Below are 25,766 nucleotides of genomic sequence, written 5' to 3'. Positions count from 1 at the left end.
CGTTGTTTAATTATCTTTGATTAGCAGTTGGGGATTTTTTTGTCTGAATCAGGATAACCAGGATTTGAGGATTTACAGGATGTTATTTAATGATGGTTGGTGATTGATAAAACCAAATATATTTTCTTGATTTCTAGACTAATGGAAATAATGAACATGATGAAAATCATTTCATCCTGTTCATCCTGGTTATCCTGATATGGCTAACGCCACGCTACGCTATCAGACAAATTTTATCTCTGGTGTCACGCAAAGAAGCAAAAAAAAGAATCCTGTAAATCCTGGATATCCTGATTTTAACAATCTGCGTTCATCCGCGTTCCCAAAATTCCAACCCAGAAAATTAAAAACCCTATATATATGCGCCCACAGATTTCTACTCATAACACAAGTGTACAAAATTATTTCCAGCTTGTCAAGTCGAAAACTAAAAAAATATGCGATTGCGCGGAGCGCACTGCCGGAGGCGATCGCAAAAATCCTGTAAATCGTTCAATCCTGGATATCCTGAAATCCTGATGTTAACAATGTATATCTCAAATAAAAACCACCCCAAACAAACAGAATAATTAATAAAGTCCCAATACCCAACATATTAGGAAGCCAGAAAATTACTTCTACATGATTTAATTCACCTGGTTTGAGTTTCCATATCAGTTGTTTATCATGTTGTTCTGGTTGAATGACATCTTCGGTTTGTTGAATATTCTTCACTCCCCAAGGTGTTTGTAAGCTAAAGTCTAAATTGATAATTGAACCTGTACCTGTTAAACTGTTTGCTTTGCTGGTAAGTGCAGACAGAGAACGCAAATCTAAATCATAGGTTAAATGATTTCTCGATAAAAGCAGGAAGTTGTTATCTTTGACAACTAAGTTAGAAGCAATATTTGGTAATTCCGCATTATTAACTGTATCAGGTTTTTGAGCAGTGCGATAGTTGAAAAAACCACTAAATTTTTCTTGTAATTCTCTTCCATTGCTAAAAGGAATTTTGACGAAAATTTCTTCGGGAGAAATACGTTTTGCTGAACCTTCTAATTTTCTAGCACGACGTTCTAAACTATTTAACCATTCAGAAACATAATCACCGCTAAAACTGGTGAGGTTTTCTGATAGTTTAATATGTTGTACTAATTCCCCATTGTTAGCATTATTAAAGTTAACTCCTAAGTCATATTCAACACAACCAGATAATATTAAAGATGCGAATATTATCAACAATGAATAAATAGATTTTGGGATGTGGAATTTCATGATGTTGGTAAATATAAAGCTGAATTGTTTTCGTAAATTAGATATATTCATAAGTCTGCTTTTTCCTAATCTTCAAATTTACAAACTCAACCAAGCTAAAGAGGAAATTGTTAAAGCTGCAACAATTAAAGCTAACCAAATAAAACGATTATCTTTGGTATTGACTTTGCTGAGATCAACATATTCAGGTTCTACAGACTTCGGCTTTGCTGTTGATTTTTTGGGTTTAGAGGTGACGATTATTTTAGATTCATTGTCAGAAATCGCTGCTAAATCGGGAATTTCTGTCATCCATTCTTTTGGTCTTTTGAGTTTGGGTGCTTGTAAAATATAAACTAATCGCTTTGCTTGTAGCCTGGTTTCGTAATGGGGATGACGGGAAAGTTGTTGACAAAGTGCGATCGCATCTTCTGAACGTCCAGATGCTTCATAAGCATTCACCAACCAAATATCTACTTCACCTGCAAAACTTGTATTTCGAGCTAATAAGGCGCTGGCTTTTTCTAAGTTTTCCACCGCTTCCCGATATTGTCCATTTTCAAAAGCTGCTTGTCCAGCTTGATAGCGAGATTTAGCAAGTTCTAAACTTTCTGTAGTCATTAGTCATTAGTTATTAGTCATTAGTTAATTTTCCCAATCACCAATCCCAGTCCCCAATCCCCAGTCCCCAATCCCCAGTCCCCAATCCCCAATCACCAGTCCCCAGTTCCCAATTATCATTTAAACTGAGAACCTAAAATCATTGTCCCAATCCCTACATCTGTAAAGATTTCTAACAACAAAGCATGAGGAATGCGGCCATCAATGATGTGAGAGGCTTTGACTCCTTGAGCGAGCGATCGCACACAACAGGTTACTTTAGGAATCATACCGCCACTAACCACACCATCGCTAATTAATTGACGAGCTTCAGGAATATCGACTTTAGGAATCAAGGTAGATGGGTCTTTGTAATCTTTTAAAATCCCTCTTGTATCCGTCAGCAAAATCAACTTTTCCGCTCCTAAAGCTGCGGCTATTTCCCCCGCTACGGTATCAGCATTAATATTATAAGCCTGTCCGTTATCATCAGCCGCAACGCTGGAAACTACAGGAATATAGCCATTACTAGAGAGAGTTTCCAAAATCTTGATGTTGACATTACAGACTTCTCCCACAAAACCGATACCTTCATCACCTTGGGGACGGGCTGTAATTAAGTTACCATCTTTACCACAAAGTCCCACCGCCATACCACCAGCTTGGTTAATCAGGGAGACAATTTCTTTATTGACTCGACCAACTAACACCATTTCTACCACATCCATCGTTGCTGCATCAGTGACGCGTAAACCGTTTTTGAATTGTGCTTCAATTCCCAGTTTACCTAACCAACTATTGATTTCTGGTCCACCACCATGTACTAAAATTGGTCGCAAGCCAACACAAGATAAAAATACAATGTCACGGATGACTTTATCTTTGAGGTTGCTATCTTTCATAGCTGCACCTCCGTATTTGACAACAACGGTGCGACCTGCGAATTTTTGAATGTAAGGTAGTGCTTCGCTGAGGATTTCGACACGATTAGCTTCAGCTTGTCTGATATATTCGGTATCTTTGATCATTTTCCGGATCTTCCAATTTTAGATGCAAGGTTTTTATCTCCCGATCACAAAATATCTTGTTAATTAACCTCAGATCAATTTTGGTGTTGAGAATCTTGAGATTTGAGAACGCTGGGTATTGCTGCCATTATATGTGTAACAATTTCTTCTGGTGTTTCTACTCCAGTAATGGTAATATGTAAGTCCGCTTGGGAGTAAAGCGGTTGACGTTGTTGGAGGAGCGATCGCAATTTACCTTCAGGATCAGGATCTTGTAAAAGTGGTCTTGTTTCATCTTCTGCTAACCGCTTCAACAAAACATCCACTGGTACATCAAGCCAAACTATCAACCCGTGACGCAAATAGCCCCAATTTTCTTGTCGCATAACTATACCCCCACCCGTAGCAATAGTTAATTTCGTATAAGCACAAACTTGAGCTAAAACATCACTTTCTAATTGTCGAAATTCAGCCTCACCTTCATCAGCAAATATCTGATTAATAGATTTACCGACAGCTTTAACTATCACTTCATCAGTATCTAGAAACCCATAACCGAATTCCTGTGCTAGTAAACGACCAACAGTGCTTTTACCAACACCCATCATTCCGATTAAATATAGGTTGACTCCTCTTAATAAGTTACTCATTGCTGCTAAAATTTTTTAATTGATTAAGTACCAGCCAATAGTTTTTTAACTCAAACAAGCGATGAAACTGCTGGTCTAGAATTCTGCGAATATGACCAAATTCTGCTATAAGCTTATCGCTGCGGACGTTCATCATTATCCTGAAAATTATCGTCTTCAAAAAAATCCCAATCATCATCATCATCATCATTACTTTGCTCATTAGTTGGATGACTAGCTTGGGGTTGATAAGGAGGGATAATTACCCGATAATCAGCATCATAAATCGATTCAGTTTTGCCTACACCAGTATTTTTGGGTGATTGGGAACTGTAGGAGTAAATTGAATCAGACTGAGGAACATTTTTAGGTGCTTGTTGATTGGGGTAAGTTTTCGGGCTTGGTGTCTGTTGTGGTTCTTCAAAATCCCAATCATTACCTTGATTAGCATCTGTTTCCCAATCATCATCGGTTTGACTAAATTCTTGACGTGAACTACTAGGAGGTGGTATAGTTTCTTTCCTAGAACTCGTCTTGACACGCGGTGTAGTTGCCGTTGATTTGGATGAGGATGGCTGTGCAGTAAAATAATTAGTAAATTTAAACAAGCTGGTGATGAAAAAAGATGTCAAACCACCAGCAGTAATACTAAATAAAATCCATAAAGCCAGTGGTAATGGTTGAGTCCGCATTCCCAAAAAGACTAAGGGGAGAGCAGGAGAAAAATTTTGGACTAATAAGAGTATTAGTCCTCCAAAAACCACTACTAACGAAATTAAGCGAATTCCAGCCATCTTTATCAGTTATCAGTTATCAGTTGTCAGTCGATTGTTTATTCTCCCCCAATCCCCAATCCCCAATCCCCAATCCCCATTTTTAAAGATGACCTTGCCAGCGTTGAATAGGAATACAGTCAATATCTAATTGATCTAAAGCACGGGCAACTACAAAATCAACTAAATCTTCAATGCTTTGGGGATTGTGATACCAGGCGGGAATAGCGGGAACAACTCTTACTCCTGTTTCTGCTAAGGTGGTTAAATTCCGTAGGTGAATCAGGCTAAAAGGAGTTTCTCTGGGGACAATTACCAGTTTACGGCCTTCTTTAATCTGGACATCTGCCGCTCGTTCTAGTAAGTCTGAACTTAAACCTACTGCCAGTTTAGCTACTGTACTCATACTACAGGGCATGATGATCATCCCCAAAGTTTTAAATGAACCACTGGCGATACCAGCACCAACATCACTCCAAGGATGACAGCGGAGTTGACCAGATAGTTCTACTCCAGCTTGATTTCGCCAAAATTGCTCTTGTGCTTCGGTATCTGCTGGCATTCGGATATTTTGCTCTGCTTGCCAAACCATGTAGGTTGATTTTGAGGCAACCAATTCAATTTTATACTCAGCTTCTAAAAGAAATTTAAGAGCGCGAATGGCGTAAATCAGTCCGGATGCACCTGATACGCCTAAGATAAGTGGTTTAGCGTTATTAGACACAGAATTACTCAGAAAATTTACTCATCCTCATTGTATTGATCTAAATCAAAAGATTTGATGTGATTTGGTAAGTAAATATCTGATTTATCTTCATTCGTAGCGCCAGATCCTAATCCTGTGACTACACCATCAGCGCCAACTGTGACTAAATCAATTTGCTGACGGTAGTAATCGACACTCTTAACTTGTACGGCTACGCGATCGCCTAATCGATAGGAAGCGCGATTTTTCCTTCCAAATAGAGCTTGTTGTCTAGCCCGATATTCATACCAATCATCTTTTAGCGAACTAACGTGTACTAATCCTTCTACCCGCAAAGGTGTACTCAGCTTAGAGCCGATTTCTAACTCTGTGGTGGGGACTTCGATTTCGACAAAGAAACCGTAGGATTGAACACCTGTAATCACACCGGGAAAAACTTGACCAATGCGCTGTTTCATCAATTGGGCTTTTTGCAATCCGGCCAAATCGGCTTCAGCTTCTTGAACCTCTTTTTCGCGGTCATTAATCTGGACAAGGACTCTAGTTAAATCGCTTTGTAGTTCTTGTTGTAGTTCTGGAGGTAGAACATTCCAGTTAATTTCCAGATGGGAGGAGGAGTGACGCAGGTTTACGCGCTCTTTGACACGAGTATTACGGCGATTGCGTCCGTATTCTAATAGAGCATGATATACCCTTTGCATCAGTAAATCTGGGTAACGCCGCAAGGGAGAACTAAAGTGAAGATAATGTGGTAGAGCTAACCCAAAATGCGCTCCTTTGGTGATGCTATACACAGCAGGTTTAAGAGTGTCTTGTAACAGGTAGGTCAGAACTTGCTCAGATGGTGACTCAGCAAAAGCCCCTGTTAAATGTTGATAATCTAGGGGTTGAATCTCCAATTCTGGATCGAGTGTCAACTCTACACCCAAATTAATTGCCAGTTTCAGCATTTCCTGGACATCTTCAGAATCTGGTGTTCCTTGGACTCGCCAAATAGCAGGGACTCCCAAGGCGCTGAGGTGATCTGCCATCAGTTCATTTACCAACAGGACAAACTCTGTTAACAATGATGGTACAGGCGAATCATTGACGACTACAGCCCCCATTAACCCTTCATCAAAGTAAGGATTTTGGCTAGGTGGTAGATTTAACTGCAAGCAACCGCGAGATAAGCGAGCTTGTTTGGCTGCTTGAGCCAAAGTCGCTAAATCACGTAATATCGCTATACTTTCAGCAGATGTTTTTGTTGATTCACCGTTGAGTATTGCTTCTGCTTGGTTTTTGCTAACAGCCGTATCAACATTTATCACACTGGGTTGAATTTCCCACTCTATCACTTCTCCCAATTGCGGATCAATGGTGATTACAAAGGAGAGAGCTAGGCGATCGCTACCCGGTATTAAAGAACAACGTTCTCCCATAGCATCAGGTAACATGGGCAAAATTAGATCTCCCAGATACACCGATTTCCCACGTTTAAGTGCTTCCCGGTCTAGGAGTTCATCAGCTTGAATGTAATGAGATAAATCAGTGACATGAACAATCAACCGCCAAGGATCACTGGGGTTTTTCTCCAAGCTAAAAGCATTTTCCACTAACCTATCGTCACCGTTTACCCCTTCTATTGTCAGAGTGAACAAATTCCGTAAATCTACGCGATCTTTCAAATCGGCTTTCAGTAATTTCTTGGGTAATTTAGCTGCTACATCCAAAACGTTTTCTGAAAAAGTCCGAGATAAATCATGTTTACAAGTTACTAAATCTATATCAGCAGCAGCTTCCGCATCACTACCCAGGATTTGTACCACCCGACCCAAAGGCGGATACTGAGCTAAAGGATAACGTAGGACTTCGACATGAGCTAGATGGTCGATAGCTTCTTCTAATTTGATCCCATTGGTGAGGAGTTTCAATTCAAACAGCAAACGATCATCCAAAGGTACAGCACGGAAACCCCCTTCAACTTGCTTAATCCGTGCCAGCAAAGTGTGATTAGAGCGTTCTAAAATCAACTTTACCTCACCTTCAGGAGAACGCCGCCGACTACCTTCTTTTAGCACTCTCACCAAAACGCGATCGCCATTCCAGGCATTACTGAGATGACTTTCCCGGATATAAATATCCTCAGAGCCTTCCACATCCTGAATTGCAAAGCAAAAACCCTTACTAGAACAACGAAGTTTAGCTTCAATTATTCCATCTTCTGATACACGACGATACTTGCCCCGTTCTTTAACTAACAGCCCAATTTTTTCTAGCACCTCCAGAGCAATGTGAAGTTTTTCTAAACTATCTTCATCCTCACAACCCAGCTTTTTTTCCAAAACCTTCCGAGCTACCAATTTATCATCAGTAAAATTGGCAAGGAGTGTAGCGATTGAAAATTCCATGCAGTGAACCGACCTTTGGTCAAAACATCATTTTTCGTGTAATCTGGTTCTTCCGCTTTACTAAACTTACTCAAATCTACCTAAAGACTTGCAGTTAGCTTCCTGCTTCACTTTAAGAGTGACTACCTAACTAATCTTATACAGCACTCCTGATACTCGATTTCCACCTGGTAATCACGCAATGGGTTGTGGAGAGGTTTGGTTTGGAGAACTCTCCATCATCACCCACAAGCTGCTACACAAGGCAAGGAACAGGTGTTTGATTGTCTAGATGTCAGGTAATTTCACGCCATGAGAATCTGAGTTTTCACTAGGAGAAACTGCTGATTAACCCAATTTTACCATCTGTAGAATCGGTAACAATCAGGTAAGCAGCTGAACAAGCAATGAGGGCGAACCTTATCTTTATTATTGTAGATTTAGAGCGCACTTCCAGAAAATACTTCTAGATATCTAGTTGGGTAATTAGTATAGCATTGAGAGGAAGAACACCCTGATTTAGTCAGCAGTAGCTCAAGATTTGTGCCAATTATGCAAAAACCAGCTGCTGCTACAATCGTGACTGATGATCATAGCGCAAAAAGTACCTGTAAGTTCTATCAAGTACAAATAAAGTTAAACAGATTAAGATGGGTGGCACTATTATGTTGGCTCAATTCCAGAGCTTGTATCCCAATAGCAGTATTATTTCCGAATTAGTACAGATTTTTCAAGGCAAATATATTGTCCGCGTTAGCCTACAAATTGAAGGTGTCACTCGTGCCACTGGTATGGCCGGAGCAGACACTGTAGAAGTTGCTGAAGACCAAGCCAGAAATCGGGCGTTGATGGTTTTGGGAATCACCAATACAACCAATGAAACAGTAGCATTTTCTGCCAAACCTATTGACCCAGTTCCGGTCAATTCCACCATAAAAACCACATATGTGTTAAATGAGTCTGTCCCTGATGCTGGTAGTCCTGCCAGCAACACATACTCATCCCCTGTTGTTACACAGAACAGCAACACCAATCTGAAAAAAGATACCTATAACCAACCTTTAAATCAAATAGATCAAACTTTTTCGGGAACTACTACCAGAGAAGAGCAATTTGATACTTCAGCGCCTAATCTGGAAATCGTATCTAGTCCAGAATCTGAACCGCAACCCTTACCAGAAATTACTGCTAGTAATGTTACCCCGTTTACCCCACGCAGTTATTCTCCCCCAGAAGATGTTGGCTTGCGCTCAGGGATGGGAAAAAGAAAAAACAAAAGCGAACCAGTAAATCTCTCTGATGTCATCGCCCAAACCGATGTCCAAATAGAACGCTTAGGTTGGACAAAAGAACAGGGTAGAGAACATCTAAAAACAACTTACGGTAAATTGGGACGTTCTTTACTCAGCGAGGAAGAGTTACTAGATTTTCTCAACTTCCTCAAATCTCAACCTGATCCCATAGCTGGGTTTTAAAAGGAGGGAACAGGGAACAGGGAACAGGGAACAGGGAACAGGGAACAGGGAACAGGGAGGTGGGGTGATGGGGTGATGGGGTGATGGGGAGGTGGGGAGGTAAATAACCCAATCACCAATCACCAATCACCAATCCCCAATCCCCTACACTACAGCCATTGGACGGCTACCAGCGGAGTGACGGTCAATCACTTGGTCAATTAAGCCGTATTCCCTGGCTTCTTCGGGAGACATGAAAAAGTCACGTTCTGTATCTTCAGAAATACGCTCCAGTGGCTGACCAGTGTGTTCAGCTAAATATCCATTCAGCTTGCTTTTGTGGTATAAAATTTCCCGTGCCTGAATTTCAATATCAGTCGCTTGTCCTTGAGCGCCGCCTAAAGGTTGGTGAATCATAATCCGTGACTGAGGTAAACTCATTCGCTTACCTTTTGTACCTGCGCTTAAGAGGAAAGCGCCCATACTCGCCGCTAATCCGGTACAAATAGTACAGACATCGGGGCGGATGTTCTTCATGGTGTCAAAAATACCCATCCCCGCCGTCACTGAACCACCGGGAGAATTGATGTACATATAAATGTCTTTCTCCGGGTCTTCAGAATCTAAAAACAGCAATTGGGCAACAATCAAGTTAGCAAGACTGCTATCTACCTGTTGTCCCAAAAAAATGATGCGCTCACGTAACAGCCGTGAGTAGATATCAAAGGCGCGTTCGCCACGACCCGATTGTTCAATAACGATAGGAATCATTGAGCTTATTTGTAGCTATTTGTCATTCATTCTATTATCTCAAATTTAAAATTTTTTTACAGGCACTTTTTAAGGCTGATAGCCGTCTAAGTGATTGTGGCGATGTAAAAAGAGGGTTAAATGAAAGCTTACTCGAAGGAAGATTAAGTTTATATTCTAATCCTGGCTCACTGCGCCCTAACTATTGACATAATCCTTTGCCTTGCCTGGATTTGGCAACTAGAGATTGGTCAAAAAATTTTTCAGGTATTAGTAACTTTTTTCACAATTTTTAACCTTCTTCTGGTTAATTTTCCGGACATATTTTGCAAATCCGGTAAATCGTGACTATAAGGTGTATTTAGAATAACCAATCTTACTTGAAATGCTATTGATCAAGAGAGAAGTCCTATGCTGGAAAGACTTATACAAGCTGCCTTAATCACTTTTTTACTGCACCTCATCGCCGGACTCAACGCTGGTAATCAAATTCCTCCTAAATCTGTATCACCTTTATCAGAAATGCCAACACCTGTACTGGGTTCAACGATTCGCTTGTTTAAGTAACGTTGGAAGGTGACAGGTGACAGTAAATAACTGTTAACTGTAAAAAAGCTAAACTAGTCATAAAAGAGAAATTTCTTTGATTATGACTAATCGCCTTGTGGAAACAAAGAGCCTTTATCTCCGCAAACACGCCGCAAACCCGATTGATTGGTGGCCTTGGTGTAATGAAGCACTGGAAACTGCAAGGTTGCAAGGTAAACCGATTTTTCTTTCTATTGGTTACTCTAGCTGTCACTGGTGTACGGTGATGGAAGGTGAGGCGTTTTCTGATTTAGAAATTGCCCAATATATGAACGCCAATTTTCTCCCCATCAAAGTAGACCGGGAAGAAAGACCAGACCTAGATAGTATTTATATGCAGAGCTTGCAAATGATGAGTGGTCAAGGAGGTTGGCCGCTCAATGCGTTTCTGTCTCCAGATGATTTAGTCCCATTTTACGCTGGAACTTACTTTCCTGTTGATCCCCGCTATGGTCGTCCGGGATTTTTGCAGGTTTTACAAGCTTTACGTAATTTCTATGATACGCAAAAGGAAGAGTTACGCCAACGGAAGGCGGTAATTGTTGAGGCTTTGCTGACATCTGCGGTATTACAAACTGGTGCTAATCAGGAAGTTGCAGATCATCAATTATTGCAAAGGGGTTGGGAAATCTGCACGGGGATCATCAATCCTAAGCAGGTTGGTAATAGTTTTCCGATGATCCCCTATTGTGAGTTGGCTTTGCGGGGAACTCGCTTTAATTATCAATCTCGGTATGATGGTCAACAAGTTTGTACTCGAAGAGGACTAGATTTAGCGTTGGGTGGGATTTATGATCATGTAGCTGGTGGTTTTCATCGCTACACTGTTGACCCTACTTGGACTGTCCCCCATTTTGAAAAGATGCTTTACGATAATGGTCAGATTCTGGAATATCTGGCTGATTTGTGGAGTGCGGGAATTCAAGAACCGGCTTTCGAGAGGTCTGTGGCTGGAACTGTAAAATGGTTACAACGGGAAATGACTGCACCTACGGGTTATTTTTATGCTGCTCAAGATGCTGATAGTTTCATTAACCCTACAGCAGCAGAACCAGAGGAAGGCGCTTTTTATGTCTGGAGTTATCAGGAATTACAGCAGCTTTTAACACCTGAAGAACTAACAGAATTACAACAACAGTTTTCTGTTACTCCTAATGGAAATTTTGAAGGTCAGAATGTTTTACAAAGATTACATCCTGGTGAACTGAGTCAAACGTTAGAAATTGCTCTGAGTAAGTTATTTGCTGCGCGTTATGGTTCTACACCTGAAACTTCAACTACTTTCCCACCAGCGCGAGATAATCGGGAAGCAAAAACCACTAACTGGCCTGGTCGCATTCCGGCGGTGACTGACACTAAGATGATTGTAGCCTGGAATAGCTTGATGATCTCTGGTTTAGCTAGGGCGAGTGAGGTTTTCCAACAACCCAGTTATTTGGAGTTAGCAGCACAAGCAGCTAAGTTTATCTGGGATCATCAATTTGTTAATGGGCGTTTTCACCGACTTAATTATGAAGGTGAAGCCACGGTTTTGGCACAATCTGAAGATTACGCTTTTTTTATCAAAGCATTGTTGGATTTATACCAAGCTGATGTTGCAAATTCTGATTGGTTGGAAAAAGCTGTTGCTCTCCAAGATGAGTTTAATGAATTTCTCTGGAGTGTGGAATTAGGTGGGTATTTTAACACATCTAGCGACAATAGTCAAGATTTGATTGTGCGGGAGCGTAGTTATATGGATAATGCTACACCTTCAGCCAATGGAATTGCGATCGCAAATTTAGTTAGGTTATCCTTACTCACTGATAATCTACATTATCTTGATTTAGCTGAGTCTGGATTAAAAGCATTTCAAGGCGTAATGAGTGAATCGCCCCAAGCTTGTCCCAGTTTATTGACTGCTTTAGATTGGTATCGTAATTCTACCTTGATTCGTAGTAACACTGAGCAAATTAGATTATTGATCCCCAAATATCTACCAACTGCTGCCTTGACGGTGGTATCAGATTTACCACAGGGAAATGTGGGCTTAGTCTGTCAAGGGTTGAAATGTCTTCCCGCACCTGGGAGTTTTGAGGAGTTGTTGGAGCAGGTGCAGAGAAGTCAAAATAGAGGGTAATAGCTGATTTAGATATCCGACTGCTGCAAGAAGTCGGGTATTGAAATCCGAGCATTTTATATTTAAGGGACTTCCAAAAAATAAATTATCCAGATTAACGAACCGCAGAGGCGCAGAGAACGCAGAGGAATGAGGGTTTGAGAGATTTTTTGCGTTAGGTGGTTGAGTGTTTTTTTATTTGGAAGTCCCTAATTATGTTGACATACTGATTGCATTATTTACCCAGATTCCGTTTCATTTGTTCTAACTCATCTTGAGTTTCCCAACGGCAAAACTGTTCTTCTAAGTCGTCAAATTTACTAGAATAACTACTAGGTGGATTTTCCCCAGCATTGGTTTCTAAACGCTGTTGGGTTTGAGCTTTTGCTCGTGCTGTTTGCGCTTCTTTTGCTTTGGTTTGGACTTCCTGACGACGCTGTTGAATTTTGAGTAGTAGTTCTTGTGATTGGGTAATGCGTTCTTTTAAACCTTGCATTTGTCCCCATTTTTGATTTCCTTCCCGCAGGAGTGTATCTTCTCTTGTTTGCGCTGGTACGGCTAAATCTTCTCTACCTGCGGCTTTTGCTTTTTGGACACGGATGTGCCAACGTTGTATTTCTTGGGCTGTAGAGAGAATTTCGTCTTGCGATCGCTTTTCCTGTAATTGTAAATCTACAATTAGTTTTAGTGTATCCTCTTCTTGCTGCCGCAGCTGTTCTAACAGCATCTCTAACTCTAGGTGCGGGTTATTCCGCAAGAATTCTTCTAAACGCTCTTCTAAAAACCGACTTAAATCATCAAATAAACCCACTGTCCAAACTCCAAAGCTTAGGTGTATAACTATTTTATTGTCATAATAATAATCCACGTTAACATTTCTTTTAGTCCTCAACCACTCTTTCATCTATCATGATTTTCAATTCCTTACCACAAAGAATAAAATAATTACCTTAAATTTTCTATTTTCAAATCTGTATCACCACTCTATACATAACACCTAATTTACCATTTTTCCCTATATTTAGTAACAGTGTTAGCTATTGCAGTATCAAGGAATTCCTTTTAATCTTAATTAATAATATAGAATTACAAATAGGTACTAATTCAAGAGTCAGCAGTCAGAATATTCGTAAAACCAGGAATCAATAGATTCAAAATTTATTTGGAAACCTGATTATTCAATAGTTTTGAAAAGCTGACGACTGATGCCTGACTGCTATATTAGCAATAATTGAGATATGCGTTATCAAGTCAAGTTGAATAAAATAGATAAAGTATACGCTATATGGTGTCCGGCCTTACCTGGATGCTGGACAGTAGGTGATACTGAGCAGGAAGCATTAGACAAGATACAATATGTAATTAAGGACTACTTGGCAGGACTTGATGAAATTGCTAAAAATGCGGAATTCTACTATATAGAATTGTAATCATCTGGCTGGTTGTATATTCACTATTAAATCACTTAAATAGGTGTCAACCAATAGGTAACACCCCTGACGGTTTTATCCTTTAAACCAAATTTCGGTAAACTCTCTTCATCCCAACCGAGATAAGTCCAGTGAGGAACATCATTTTCTACAGTCTGAAACCAACCATTTTGATTTAAGGCTTGTCTTTGTGCTGCGCTGGATACTCTTAAATCAAGTGCTAAACCCCAGAGATGTTGCGAAGTTCCTGGGGGTGCAACTGTACCGAGAATTCTGGTTTCTTTTCCTTGTTTTACTCGTTCTAAAGTTTGGTTGTTAGCGTATTTTTGCCAAAATCTTAAATTTGTGGCAAAACTGCGTGTACAATCTCCAGAATATCCCGATTTGAGAGGAATATTTACCATAATCCTGGCTTTATTAAACGCATCGGCGGCAACTTTTTGTAAGTAACATTCGCTAGTACCTTCAACTAAAGTTACTTGCATTGTTCCTTGAAAATCTTGGGTTTCTTGTTCGTTGTCTAAAATAACTTTTTGTGGTAATTTAATTTCTGGTTGTTGATTAATCAATACTGTACCGTAAGCACGTAGTAAGATATATTCATAACTATCAGCTTGGGGAAGATTGACTATTTGATGGGTAATTGTAGTTAAAAAACGCTGTTGTTCATCTAATTGTTGATTAGGAATAAATGGTGTTGTTTTGATGTTACTCCTCATGACAATATTTGGTAATGGCTGATAGTAGTTAATATTACTACTGCCAACTATGGTAAAAAATAAGAATATAATAATGGTAATAAAAGTTATTTTTCTGAAGCGGCGTTTTAGTTTAGAATTGCGTTTCATGAAAAAAATTATTTATGGGGATAACTGCGATTTAATCATATTACAAAATTCTAGGAATGGTTGTTGTATGGATTTTGCAATTTCCTAACAACTAAATTTATCAACCGAACAAACAATATATACAAAAAAAATACACAACTGTGCTATTATGAATAGATAGTATGACAAGGTGGTTGTACCACACTGCACGGGAAGGTATGGCGCGGTTGAAATACTGTGTAACTCTCTAAATCGTTACAATTTCAATATGTATGCAAAAGCCAACTTGTCTAATCAGTTTTTATAAGCAAAAATCATAATAAATTATTTTTTAATAAGTTTTACTTTAAAAAAATTTTGATTTTTAGGGTTCTGCTGGTGATCGGTGTGGTATGATATTTATATTAATATAATTGGATGTAAGTAAAATTTTTATCGATGCACGCACTCCCATTATAAAAATACCATCCCTAGCCCAAAAAGTCAACGGGGCTAGACCCCAAAAAACGAATTTTTTTTGAATTTTTTTTGAATTTTTTTTGCCACTTGAGAACGTCAGAATCAGAATTCCGACAAAACAATCATAACACAAACATCTTGTAAATCCTTTAATCCTGGAAATCCTGATTATGAATAGAGAACCTTTACAATCAAAAAATATGACTCTTTTCAAAAGAAAAGGATATTCACAACGTTTGCTATACAATATCGCATTTTTGCGATATGATTAATAGTATGTGTAAATCTATCCCAAACAATGCCAGAAACACGGATTATTTTCTTTCAAGATGATAGAGGAGAAGTTCCCGTCTTAAAGTGGCTAAACAAATTACTCAAACAAGATAAAAAAGGATATGCTAACTGCATCGCTAGAATTCAGCAGTTGGCCGAGTATGGTTTTGAACTGAGAAGACCCGCAGCAGATTTTCTCCGTGATGGTATTTATGAAATTAGAGCAAAGCACCTGAAAGTACAATATAGAATTTTATATTTTTTCCACGGTCAAAACGTAGTGATTTTAGCTCATGCAATTATTAAAGAAAATAATGAAGTCCCAGATCAAGATATTGACTTAGCATTAAAATACAAAAATTTATTTATCCTTAATTCAGAAATACATACTTATCTTGAAACAGAGGAAGAAACAGATGAAGAAAACAAATGATGCACTGAAAATCATTAATAAAATGATGAAAGCAGACCCAGAATTACAAGAGATAGTGAGAGAATCATCTTTAAATGCTCAAGTATCTCAAATCATCTATGATGCACGTAAACAAGCAGGGTTAACCCAGCAACAACTAGCAGATTTAGTTGGTACTACTCAATCTGTTATTGCTAGATTAGAAGACGCTGACTATGAAGGACATTCTTTATCTATGTTAGCTAGAATTGCCGCAGCATTAAACCAAAAAATAGAGATCAAAATGTCGCCAATGCAGATATTGTAATTTCAGCAACATTGTAAATCTTCATGTCCTAACTGTGGTTAAAACCACATTTATAATTAATAAACAATCTTCAACATCCTGTAAATCCTTAAATCCGGGACATCCTGATTCAGACAGTTAATTGCTGGAACGTATCAAAAATTTAACAAAACACTTACATAAGGGGTTAAAAATGTCATAATACTGTAAGTATAGCAGTATAAAGGAAATAAAAGATGGCCAACTGTCCTAACTGTGGTTCTAATCACATCCAAATTAAACAAGAAACAGATGTAAACTGGGGACGTGCTATAGCTGGGTATGCTTTGTTTGGGGTTGTTGGTGCTGCGGTTGGTGCTGTTACAGGTGAAGATAGAAATGTTAATGCTTGTTTAGACTGTGGAACATCCTGGAAAGCTCAAGATTTATATAATCTTCTGCAAGTTATTGAAAAATATACAGGTGTAAAACTAAATTTAGCGAGACAACGTGATCGTTCATTCATGAATAAATTTATATCTGAAGTTGTCCCTTATCTAGAAATAATTGCAGATACAGAGAAAAAAGGTGAAGAACTTATTGCAAAAGCAAAAAAAGAAGCGGAAAGTAAAGCTTTTGTCGGATGTAGTCCTTTGGGTTGCTTATTTTTTATATTTGGTATAAGTAGGTTGGCGTTAAAAATTGTCGTTGGGGCAAGGGAACAGGGAACAGGGAACAGGGAACAGGAAGAGAGTTTTGGGCGATTTTACTTTTCTTCACATACCTTTAAATTTTTCTGTTCACCTACTTACCAACCATTATATCTTTGGGTGCAAATTCATCTCTTGGAATAATTATTTTGCTTTTTATGATTTCATTACCTTTGATATTAGGCTTTATTATTGATGGTTTATCAGTTACAGCAAACCAGAAAAATGTTGAAGAGGCAGAAGAAAATGCCAAATTAAAAGCAATAGACATGAATCGTCAAGTTGAAAGAAACCTGAAAATAGAAATCAAAAATTTTATGGAGAGAAATCCTTTGTAATCAATCAAAAATATTCAACATCCTGTAAATCCTTAAATCCTAGACATCCTGATTCTGACAATTAACCAAAACATACGCTAAAATACCCACAGTAACTAACTTTTTTAACTTTTAACTTTTAATTCCTAACTACTCATGACCATACACAATGCTATAGAATTCCAAGACGCTTATGATGTAATTGTCGTCGGTGCAGGTCACGCCGGTTGCGAAGCAGCTTTAGCTACTGCCCGCCTCGGTTGTCGGACTCTGCTGTTAACCCTTAATCTGGATAAAATCGCTTGGCAACCTTGTAACCCCGCAGTCGGTGGACCAGCAAAATCTCAATTAACCCATGAAGTAGATGCTTTAGGTGGGGAAATTGGTAAAGTTGCAGACCGCACCTACTTACAAAAACGCATCCTTAACTCTTCACGAGGTCCAGCAGTTTGGGCATTACGGGCGCAAACCGATAAACGCGAATATGCAGCAGTAATGAAAGGAATTGTCGAAAATCAAGAAAATTTGACAATTCGGGAAAGCATGGTGACAGATTTAGTCTTAAATACTAATGATGAAATAATAGGCGTTGAAACTTATTTTGGTGTAGCTTTTGAATGCAAAACCGTAATTTTAACCACTGGTACATTTTTAGGTGGGAAGATATGGGTTGGTAACAAATCTATGGACGCTGGACGTGCGGGGGAATTTGCGGCGGTAGGTTTAACGGAAACTCTCAACCGCTTGGGTTTTGAAACCGGAAGATTAAAAACCGGCACACCTGCACGGGTAGATAAGCGGTCCGTCGATTACAGTAAAATGGAAATTCAACCGGGAGATGAAGAAGTACGCTGGTTTAGTTTTGACCCCCAAGCGTGGGTAGAACGGGAACAAATTCCTTGTCACATGACTAGGACTACTAAAGAAACCCATCGGTTAATTCAAGAAAATTTGCACTTATCCCCTGTGTATGGTGGTTGGGTAGAAGCAAAAGGACCTCGTTATTGTCCCAGTATTGAAGATAAGATTGTCCGCTTTGTAGATAAAGAAAGTCATCAAATCTTTATTGAACCAGAAGGACGGGATATACCAGAATTATACATCCAAGGTTTTTCCACTGGTTTACCTGAAAATCTGCAATTGTTGATGTTACGGAGTCTTCCCGGTTTGGAAAACTGCGTGATGTTGCGTCCTGCCTATGCTGTAGAGTATGATTATTTACCTGCAACCCAGTGTTATCCTACGTTGATGACGAAGAAAATAGCCGGGTTATTTTGTGCTGGACAAATTAATGGAACAACCGGTTATGAAGAAGCTGCTGCACAGGGTTTGGTAGCAGGTATTAATGCAGCGCGGTATGTGCGGGGTGAGGAAATGATTATTTTCCCCCGTGAACAAAGTTACATCGGGACTTTGCTTGATGATTTGTGTACCAAGGATTTACGTGAACCTTACCGGATGCTTACGAGTAGATCAGAGTATCGTTTATTACTACGTTCCGATAATGCTGATCAACGGATGACACCCTTGGGGCGGGAAATTGGTTTAATTGACGATCGCCGCTGGGATTTGTTTACTAGCAAACAAGAACAAATTGTTGCAGAAAAAGAACGTCTGCATTCAACTAGGATAAAAGAACATGAGGAAGTTGGTAAAGCGATCGCTCAAGATATCCAACAAACAATCAAAGGTTCAATTACCCTCGCTGACTTATTGCGTCGTCCAGGTATCCACTATGTTGATTTGGAAAGATACGCATTAGGTAATACCAACCTCAAACAAGCGGAAAAAGAAGGCGCTGAAATTGATATTAAATATTCTGGATATTTAGCAAGACAGCAAAACCAAATTGAGCAAACTGCACGTCAAGCAAATCGCCCCTTACCTGCTAATTTAGATTATGCAGCAATTGATACCCTTTCCAAAGAAGCTAGAGAAAAACTAGGGAAAGTAAGACCCTTAACAATTGGTCAAGCTGCGCGAATTGGGGGAGTTAACCCTGCGGATATAAATGCCTTGTTAATTTATTTAGAAATCCGTAAAACCAAGGAGCAGCTTGAGTTTTCCCTATTAACAGATACAAAAACTCATTCAGGGTGAGTATAGTATAAAGTGGGGGATCAGTATGATGGATTACATAGATTTTTGAAGTGAGATTATCCATTATTTCTAAATCAGAGTACAATTTAATACCATTGCCAAATCAATCCATTTCCACTGGGATGAGTGATTAGCAGTGTAATTAAAAAACTCGATTTCCCGGACACAGGGGTTTCCTTTCCCCGCACTAGCAGCCACAAAAAAGATGTCCATGATAACAGAAGCCAGCACCCATTTCATTATTTCCGAAGCACTAGATGACTTAATCCCCAGTGAAGCCCTGTCGATAGAGACTTACGCTGAAGGCTTGATAGATGATCTCTTCACCGATATCGACAAGATTCTCGATAGTGGTAGAAAGCATCCTGCCAAAACTGTCAGGACAGAATATCTACATAAGCAAGCAGTAGCAGTGAGAATGCAAGAAGTTGTTTTGCCACAGACCTTACACCAATCAGTTAAGACAATTTCGCCTAGTCAAAAGCAGCAAACTAGTACACTAGTATTCAATCCTCCCGCTGTCACGGCAATTAGGAAAAGGAATCAGAAAAATAGTGGTGGTTTGAGCAACCTGCTAATATTAGGGTCAACCTTAAGCGTGGCGATGGTGGGAACAATTTACCTAACAGAGACAGGATTTATAAGTAGTATTACTGGTAAGTTCACTTCGCAGACACTACTAACAGATCAGTTGTCATCATCTGTAGTACCAGAACCAGATCCACAGGTAGAGTTAGTTAATTATATGCTGGAATCCTTAGCAGTTATAGACCAGCAAGGACAAAGCAATGATCAAAAGCCTACTAAATCTGGATTCAGTGATGTGAATTCCAACCAAACTAACTCCTTGGCTTTGCCCAGTCACCAACCTGTCGGGAGTTTAACCCCACCAGTAGCGGCTAACAATACCCCACCGTCTCCTAGTCGCAACACAAATGTTGTGGAGCGGATATATATTCCTGTTTATCAAGCACCTCCAGCTATACGCCCCTTACCAGAAATTGTACCCATGCCGGTGCAGGTATCCCCACCTGAGTTTGTGAAAGATACCCCCAAGAATGTGCAAATAGCAACCAAGCCGACACCAGAAAAAATATCGCCGACAATGGTGAAGCGTGCTACAACTTCTGGGCTACCCACTATTGCACCACCAAAATTGCCTGTGGCTACAGCAACTACATCATTACCCCAGCCAGAAGTAACTACTACCCAGCAGGTTTATGTACCTGCTTATTCGGCTGAGTTAGAAGGATTGCTAGAATTAGGTCAAAAATCTGCGGCTTTGTTTAAAATTGAGGGTGTGACTCGCCGGATTAACCTGGGAGAGAATATTGGCGCTAGTGGTTGGACACTAGTGGATGTGAGTAAAGGCGGGGCGATTATCCGCCGGAATGGTGAAGTTCGCTCAATTTATGCAGGTCAGAAGTTGTGACAGGTGACAGGGAGCAGGTGACGGGGTTGATATCATGTTCGGCAAGTTTAAGTTATCATTTCTGCATCTGTGCAAACATCGGGAAACTATGTTTCCAGAATATACCCTGTTCCCTGCTCTCCTGCTGCCTTAATTAGACCTCTTGCAGTCTACAGGATATGGCTATTGAGTTAAGTACACTGATTGAGTAATATTAATTAACCTCAACTAAATACTAGTATATTAGACATCAATATTAACCGTGCATTTACATAAAAAATTTGTTTTTAATAGACTGATGATTCAGAATAAAAACAGTAAAATCACTCTTTACATTAATATAAAAAACTATATAGAGTAAGATTTATCCAAAAGCTTGCCAAGCACAACTTAAGTTAGGGTTTATAGTTGAAATTACTTTATCAAAACTTTAACTTAAATTCAACAAAAAATCAAATAAAAATTAGTTTTATCAGCTATGTCAAATTATCGTGCATCCTTAAATTCTTCTATCAACAATTCCAAACAACTGGCATTCAAAAAACATTGTTGCAATGTCATGGAAACGTTAGTTATAGAGGAAGTTGAGAAACAAATTCAAGGCTTACCTGTAAAAATTGTTCAGTACGTGAAAGTACCGGAAGTAGTTGCTTTTGCTTTGAATCGTTTACCTGGTATGTATGCAACTAGTAAACGAGGGTGGCAAAGACAATGGCATCATGGAAAAACAGAGTTTTCTCAGAAAATTACAATGGCCGTGCGCCAAGGAATTGTAGCTATACAAAGAGATCCTCTACGTGTTAATGATCCTCTCAATTTGCAAGAAGACCGTTCAGCTACAGACGCTTTGGACAAACTCAAAATTGTGCTGCAATGTGAAGACTTATCTTGGGATCAGTTACCTGATGTAATTGAGCAAACACTTCTCAATACCTCAAAAGGGAATATTACCTGGCGTAAACTTCAAACTACAAATGAGGACGTAGTTGACTGGAATAACCATCGGCATTAACTTACAGGATTCAGTTAACGCTTATTAACATTAGCTTCCAGTGTTTTCACTTGAGTTTGCAATTCTTCGACTACTTGCAAATGCGATCGCTCTAGCAAATAACCAGCCCAAATAAAGCTACCAGTTAACAGAGTTACCACCCCTAGTAAAATGCCAGTTAACAACTTAATTTGAGTGCGAAGTTGTTGAACTTCATAAATCTGATATTGAGTTTGAGAAAGAGTATTGAAGTTAGTATTTGGCTGTTCTACTACTACCTCAACTTGCGGAGTTTCTACTTTTTCAAACTCAATTTTGCTTCTTAGCCAATCAGTAATTAATTTAGGGCAGTTTTGCTTAAACCATTGCCAAGCAATCATCCTGAATGCAGGTTTAGACATTTTAGAAACCCATTTCAGCGTTTTATTGAGAGTCCGAGAGCTAAATTTTTGGTTGATTAAATTAGTTGCTCCTGCATCATAAAGACAATTCAATATCAACTTAACTGTGGCTTCCTCTCTACAAATCAAATTTTCTAACAAGAGCCGAACATCTTGCATTAGTTGTTCTTCTCTTTCCGCTTCTGTCGGCAATTTGGTTAAATTATTTGATGATGGCAATTGCTTAGACATATTTCCTGTATAAATTCTTAATTTTTAATTAGAGCTTTCCTTTAAGTATACTGGCATCAGAATGTATTTGCTAATTTCTGGATACATTAATATTCAATTTCTGCACAAAACCCTACTCTTAGCTAAATAAATCAACTATTGAAATCAACTCTTGTCCAGAAGAAGCACTGACTAGATTTTGAGCTTGTACTAAAGGGTTTCGCAACTATCGAAGGGAGTATTTCCTCACCCTCCAGACTTAGCAATTGAAAACCGCTATATGATAATTTTATGCAAATTTATTCAAAAACTACGGTTTTATTCCCATAAACTAAAACACGATTTTGTAAATGTGATCTCACTGCTCTAGCTAAAACAATTCGCTCTAAATCTTTACCTTTTCTAATCAAATCATCTACATTATCCCGATGACTAACTCTGACTACATCCTGTTCAATAATTGGACCACAATCTAAATCAGCAGTTGCATAATGTGCCGTAGCACCAATAATTTTTACCCCTCTTTCAAAAGCCCGATGATAGGGATTAGCACCAATAAACGCAGGTAAAAATGAGTGATGAATATTGATAATTCGCGGAAATTGTTCAAGAAAATTGGCGCTGACAATCTGCATATATTTTGCTAAAACCACTAAATCAATATTGTATTGATGCAGTAATTCTAATTGTTTAATTTCCTGTTCTAGTTTATTATCTTTAGTAATAGGAATATGTTTAAATTCAATTCCAAATTGTGTAGCTACTTCCTGTAAATGGAGATGATTACTAATAATTAAGCCTATCTCTGCATTAAATTCTTTGGCTTTTTGTCGCCAAATCAAATCAAATAAACAATGGTCTTGACGACTTACCCAAATAGCAATACGGGGAACAGTATCAGAAAAGTGTAATTCCCATGTAGCACCTAAAGGTTGAGCAATAGCATTAAAGGCAGCACCAATTAAATCTTTTGGTAAATTAAAACCATCTAATAACCATTCTATGCGGGTAAGAAATAGACCAGCTTCAAAATCTGTATGTTGGTCAGCATCAATAATATTACCACCATTTGCATAAATAAAATTCGCAAATTTGGCTACTAATCCCCGTTTATCAGGACAAGAAATAAGTAAAGTTGCTGTTGATTTTATCATGTGGATATCGTTTATTGTGGATTGGCTGGACTAGCTTCTGGCAGTCCAGGTAAAGGTTGTGATTGATTATTTTTATCAACTTCTTTACCTGCTGCTTTCCATTCGGATAGTTCCCGATTTACAGCATTAGCAAAATCTTTAGAAACTAAAAACACATTAATATTTTCATTTCTGTTATTATTTGGGTCAATTTTGGCATATAAGAAACTATTATTAAAATTAGGTTTACCTAAAATTAGTTGATGAGTTTTTTGATTTTTGAGTTGAATATCAATAGTTGCTTGGGGTTGTTCTAAACCGAATTCACTTAATTGATTAGGTGAAGTTAATACGATTTTTTCACCTTTACCTTTAACTAACAAATTCATTAAGTAAGAAACAATGGCATCATTAGCAGGTTCAGAAATTGGCGATTTAATTAACCATTTTGGTGGTTCTGGTTTACTGCTACTTTCTAAATTTAATGTTATATCTTTGGTCTTGATAGATAAAGACTGCACATCATCAACAGAAAAGGAGAAAATTTGCTGTTTATTTTCCTTAGCTTCTTCTTGCTGAGTTGCACCTCTAATTTCATGAAAGTAAATAAAACCACCCAAACCAAGGGCTAAAATTATCAAAATTAAAGTTGTGCGTTTCATTTGGTAATTGGTAATTGGTAAGGGACTTCCAAAAAATAAATTATCTGGATTAACTAACCGCAGAGGCGCAGAGAACGCAGAGGAATGAGGGTTTGAGAGATTTTTTGCGTGATAGTGTTGAGTGTTTTTTTATTTGGAAGTCCCTAATTGGTAAAAATTTATTACCCAGTTCCCAGTTCCCAGTCCCCAGTCCCCAGTCCCTATCTTCGTTTCCACCAAATAATAGCGCCTGTTGCAAAACCAATGAAGGGTAAAAGCAACAAGGAAGAAATACTTAATATATTTGCTTTGGCGGTTGACATGGTGATGCGGCGATTTGTTGGTTCTTTGGGACGAATGGAAAGAGGTTGTTGGTCTTGTTGACTCAACCAAGTTACTGAATTAAGAAATACATCTCCATTTAATTGTTGTTGAAATAAACCATCTTTAGCAAAATCTGAGTTTCCTAATACTACTAACCGAGATTCTTTGGTTTTAGTTTGAGAATTTTCCTCAGTTGTAGGAGATGGGGAAACTGTAGGAGATGGGGAAATTGTAGGAGTTGGGGAAACTGTAGGAGTTGGGGAAACTGTAGGAGTTGGGGAAACTGTAGGAGTTGGGGAAGTTTGGGATGGTAACTTTCTTTTTAATGCTACGCCTAAAGTCAGGGGTCCTTTTAAATCTTGACCTTCATTAAACTCTAACTTTTCACTTTTTTGATCACTTTCTGCCCAACTACTAGGATATGATTTGGTTCTGAGTAGAGGAGTAGATTCGACATTAGGAACTTGTTCAATTAATATAGGACGAGATAGAGGATAAAAAGAAATACCATTACCAAAATCTTTAGTGATGGGATGTTGTCCATATTCTGTAACTGAAGGTGCAGCAGGACCTAGTCCTACACTTTGTCCAGAAATATCTACAGCTAAACGATTGTCTAATTTTACCCCCCACTCTTTCAGCAAGTTATCAATCTTTGGGTCAGTGTTGGGGTCAATCATTAACATTAAATTACCACCACCATTCAGATAATTTTGTAAAGCCGTAACTTCACCCTCAAATAATTCTCGTTTTGGTCCAGCAACAACAACAGCAGCAGCATCTTCAGGAACTGTTGCTTGTTCTGTTAAATTGAGAGGTACTGCGGTGAAATTTTTATCTGTTAATCCTTGTATTGCTTGGGAAATAGAATTTTGAGCATTTTTAATTTCTAGTTCACCGTGACCTTGCAAAAAGTAAACCTTAGCGGTGTTGTTGCTAGTAATTTGTTGTAGTCGGCTAGTTAATCTAACTTCTGATAGTCGTTCATTTTCGTTAATTGTTTGTACTAATTGGCGTTTATTATCGAATTCTAGATAAACCTCGCCAAAATCCTTGACATTAAATTTTTCTGCTAATCCTGGTCTGGCTTGGGGGTCGATATATTCAAATTTAAAATTAGGACTTTGACGACGATAATTTTCTAATAATTCTTCGTCTTGAAGATTTTGTTCTCTGGTAAATAACCAGAGTTTTGCAGGTTTTGGTAAAGTTTTTAGTAATTCTTTGGATTGAGGTGCAAGGGTAAATAATTGAGTTTCTGTTAAATCTAACCGGAACTGATAACGCGTACCCAAAAAATTGATTAATCCTAATATGGTTAATACTGCCAAAGTTGCAACTAAGGCATTAGTAGTAGATTGGGTAGAACGTTGATTCCAAAATTGACTTTTCCGGGCTTGAAGTCCGACCCAAACAGCACAAATTAAAATTCCAGAAATTAAAAATACTAAAGGTAATATACCCCATTTATCTGAAATTAATCCCACTGTTAAACCAACAGCTAAGAAAAATGGACCAAACAAAAATAGTAAGTTAACGAAATTTTTTTTAGGTATTTTTTTCATTATTTGTACTGGATAATTGGGAGTTTGGGATTAAATAATATTTATTCTCTCTTAACTGTCACCTGTCACCTGTCACCTATCACCTATTAT

25 protein-coding genes are annotated in these 25,766 nt (G+C 38.6%); 11 read left to right on the top strand and 14 right to left on the bottom strand.

The window, feature by feature from the left end:
* Window positions 1–492: 492 nt before the first annotated feature.
* The 7 genes from VB694_RS22505 to VB694_RS22475 all read right to left on the bottom strand — a co-directional run bounded on the left by VB694_RS22505 (window position 493) and on the right by VB694_RS22475 (window position 7,338).
* Window positions 493–1,305: a DUF3153 domain-containing protein gene (locus tag VB694_RS22505; protein ID WP_416233497.1), complete on the bottom strand. Its 813-nt coding sequence runs from the start codon at window positions 1,303–1,305 to the stop codon at window positions 493–495.
* A 27-nt stretch (window positions 1,306–1,332) separates the two neighbouring features.
* Entirely contained in the window at window positions 1,333–1,854 is a 522-nt protein-coding gene (locus VB694_RS22500; protein WP_323362568.1) for a tetratricopeptide repeat protein, read from the bottom strand.
* A 116-nt stretch (window positions 1,855–1,970) separates the two neighbouring features.
* Entirely contained in the window at window positions 1,971–2,861 is an 891-nt protein-coding gene (gene argB, locus VB694_RS22495; RefSeq protein ID WP_323362567.1) for an acetylglutamate kinase, read from the bottom strand.
* Window positions 2,862–2,935: 74 nt separating this feature from the next.
* On the bottom strand, window positions 2,936–3,490 hold the full coding sequence (locus tag VB694_RS22490) for a shikimate kinase (RefSeq protein WP_323362566.1): 555 nt from the start codon (window positions 3,488–3,490) through the stop codon (window positions 2,936–2,938).
* A 113-nt stretch (window positions 3,491–3,603) separates the two neighbouring features.
* Entirely contained in the window at window positions 3,604–4,263 is a 660-nt protein-coding gene (locus VB694_RS22485; protein ID WP_323362565.1) for a LapA family protein, read from the bottom strand.
* An 82-nt stretch (window positions 4,264–4,345) separates the two neighbouring features.
* Window positions 4,346–4,966 (bottom strand): flavin prenyltransferase UbiX, encoded by a 621-nt coding sequence (locus tag VB694_RS22480; RefSeq protein WP_323362564.1) that lies wholly within the window; start codon window positions 4,964–4,966, stop codon window positions 4,346–4,348.
* A 17-nt stretch (window positions 4,967–4,983) separates the two neighbouring features.
* A complete protein-coding gene (locus VB694_RS22475; protein ID WP_323362563.1) occupies window positions 4,984–7,338 on the bottom strand; it encodes a ribonuclease R family protein in 2,355 nt (784 codons plus the stop codon).
* 644 nt (window positions 7,339–7,982) lie between these two features.
* On the opposite strand from VB694_RS22475, the gene VB694_RS22470 reads away from it, so the two are divergent.
* Complete coding sequence (locus tag VB694_RS22470; RefSeq protein WP_416233498.1) at window positions 7,983–8,792, top strand: hypothetical protein; 810 nt, start codon at window positions 7,983–7,985, stop codon at window positions 8,790–8,792.
* Window positions 8,793–8,936: 144 nt separating this feature from the next.
* On the opposite strand, the gene clpP is transcribed toward VB694_RS22470, so the two are convergent.
* Window positions 8,937–9,542: an ATP-dependent Clp endopeptidase proteolytic subunit ClpP gene (clpP, locus tag VB694_RS22465; protein ID WP_323362561.1), complete on the bottom strand. Its 606-nt coding sequence runs from the start codon at window positions 9,540–9,542 to the stop codon at window positions 8,937–8,939.
* A 390-nt stretch (window positions 9,543–9,932) separates the two neighbouring features.
* On the opposite strand from clpP, the gene VB694_RS22460 reads away from it, so the two are divergent.
* Both VB694_RS22460 and VB694_RS22455 read left to right on the top strand, forming a co-directional pair.
* Window positions 9,933–10,088 (top strand): hypothetical protein, encoded by a 156-nt coding sequence (locus tag VB694_RS22460; RefSeq protein ID WP_323362560.1) that lies wholly within the window; start codon window positions 9,933–9,935, stop codon window positions 10,086–10,088.
* A gap of 82 nt (window positions 10,089–10,170) precedes the next feature.
* A complete protein-coding gene (locus VB694_RS22455) occupies window positions 10,171–12,228 on the top strand; it encodes a thioredoxin domain-containing protein (protein WP_323362559.1) in 2,058 nt (685 codons plus the stop codon).
* Window positions 12,229–12,442: 214 nt separating this feature from the next.
* On the opposite strand, the gene VB694_RS22450 is transcribed toward VB694_RS22455, so the two are convergent.
* Window positions 12,443–13,018 (bottom strand): TIGR04376 family protein, encoded by a 576-nt coding sequence (locus tag VB694_RS22450; RefSeq protein WP_323362569.1) that lies wholly within the window; start codon window positions 13,016–13,018, stop codon window positions 12,443–12,445.
* Between the two features lie 427 nt (window positions 13,019–13,445).
* Between VB694_RS22450 and VB694_RS22445 the strand changes: the two genes are divergently transcribed.
* Window positions 13,446–13,637 (top strand): type II toxin-antitoxin system HicB family antitoxin, encoded by a 192-nt coding sequence (locus VB694_RS22445; protein WP_323362558.1) that lies wholly within the window; start codon window positions 13,446–13,448, stop codon window positions 13,635–13,637.
* A gap of 35 nt (window positions 13,638–13,672) precedes the next feature.
* On the opposite strand, the gene VB694_RS22440 is transcribed toward VB694_RS22445, so the two are convergent.
* Window positions 13,673–14,485 (bottom strand): D-alanyl-D-alanine carboxypeptidase family protein, encoded by an 813-nt coding sequence (locus VB694_RS22440; protein WP_323362557.1) that lies wholly within the window; start codon window positions 14,483–14,485, stop codon window positions 13,673–13,675.
* A 736-nt stretch (window positions 14,486–15,221) separates the two neighbouring features.
* On the opposite strand from VB694_RS22440, the gene VB694_RS22435 reads away from it, so the two are divergent.
* The 7 genes from VB694_RS22435 (at window position 15,222) to VB694_RS22405 (ending at window position 21,423) form a co-directional block, all read left to right on the top strand.
* The gene (locus VB694_RS22435; protein ID WP_323362556.1) at window positions 15,222–15,629 is read left to right on the top strand and encodes a type II toxin-antitoxin system RelE/ParE family toxin; all 408 of its coding nucleotides are present in this window, start codon (window positions 15,222–15,224) and stop codon (window positions 15,627–15,629) included.
* A complete protein-coding gene (locus tag VB694_RS22430; protein WP_323362555.1) occupies window positions 15,613–15,915 on the top strand; it encodes a helix-turn-helix transcriptional regulator in 303 nt (100 codons plus the stop codon). Before VB694_RS22435 ends, VB694_RS22430 begins: the two co-directional genes overlap by 17 nt.
* Window positions 15,916–16,130: 215 nt before the next feature.
* Complete coding sequence (locus tag VB694_RS22425; protein ID WP_323362554.1) at window positions 16,131–16,727, top strand: hypothetical protein; 597 nt, start codon at window positions 16,131–16,133, stop codon at window positions 16,725–16,727.
* Between the two features lie 14 nt (window positions 16,728–16,741).
* Complete coding sequence (locus tag VB694_RS22420) at window positions 16,742–16,921, top strand: hypothetical protein (RefSeq protein WP_323362553.1); 180 nt, start codon at window positions 16,742–16,744, stop codon at window positions 16,919–16,921.
* Between the two features lie 135 nt (window positions 16,922–17,056).
* Entirely contained in the window at window positions 17,057–19,000 is a 1,944-nt protein-coding gene (gene mnmG / locus VB694_RS22415; RefSeq protein ID WP_323362552.1) for a tRNA uridine-5-carboxymethylaminomethyl(34) synthesis enzyme MnmG, read from the top strand.
* A 205-nt stretch (window positions 19,001–19,205) separates the two neighbouring features.
* Window positions 19,206–20,432, top strand: coding sequence for a hypothetical protein (locus VB694_RS22410; RefSeq protein WP_323362551.1), 1,227 nt, complete (start codon window positions 19,206–19,208; stop codon window positions 20,430–20,432).
* 457 nt (window positions 20,433–20,889) lie between these two features.
* The gene (locus VB694_RS22405) at window positions 20,890–21,423 is read left to right on the top strand and encodes a late competence development ComFB family protein (protein WP_323362550.1); all 534 of its coding nucleotides are present in this window, start codon (window positions 20,890–20,892) and stop codon (window positions 21,421–21,423) included.
* A gap of 14 nt (window positions 21,424–21,437) precedes the next feature.
* Here the strand turns inward: VB694_RS22405 and VB694_RS22400 are convergent, their stop codons facing one another.
* The 4 genes from VB694_RS22400 to VB694_RS22385 all read right to left on the bottom strand — a co-directional run bounded on the left by VB694_RS22400 (window position 21,438) and on the right by VB694_RS22385 (window position 25,676).
* A complete protein-coding gene (locus VB694_RS22400; protein WP_323362549.1) occupies window positions 21,438–22,034 on the bottom strand; it encodes a hypothetical protein in 597 nt (198 codons plus the stop codon).
* Between the two features lie 278 nt (window positions 22,035–22,312).
* Entirely contained in the window at window positions 22,313–23,167 is an 855-nt protein-coding gene (gene purU / locus VB694_RS22395) for a formyltetrahydrofolate deformylase (RefSeq protein WP_323362548.1), read from the bottom strand.
* A gap of 11 nt (window positions 23,168–23,178) precedes the next feature.
* Complete coding sequence (locus VB694_RS22390; RefSeq protein WP_323362547.1) at window positions 23,179–23,808, bottom strand: DUF4340 domain-containing protein; 630 nt, start codon at window positions 23,806–23,808, stop codon at window positions 23,179–23,181.
* A 200-nt stretch (window positions 23,809–24,008) separates the two neighbouring features.
* Window positions 24,009–25,676, bottom strand: a complete 1,668-nt coding sequence (locus tag VB694_RS22385; protein WP_323362546.1) for a GldG family protein — start codon at window positions 25,674–25,676, stop codon at window positions 24,009–24,011.
* Between the last annotated feature and the right edge of the window lie 90 nt (window positions 25,677–25,766).

It is taken from the genome of Anabaena sp. UHCC 0451 (assembly GCF_034931405.1).
Taxonomy (GTDB): Bacteria; Cyanobacteriota; Cyanobacteriia; order Cyanobacteriales; family Nostocaceae; genus RDYJ01.
The sequence above is the reverse complement of the archived record's forward strand: the minus strand, read 5'-3'. Positions and strand labels throughout refer to the sequence as shown.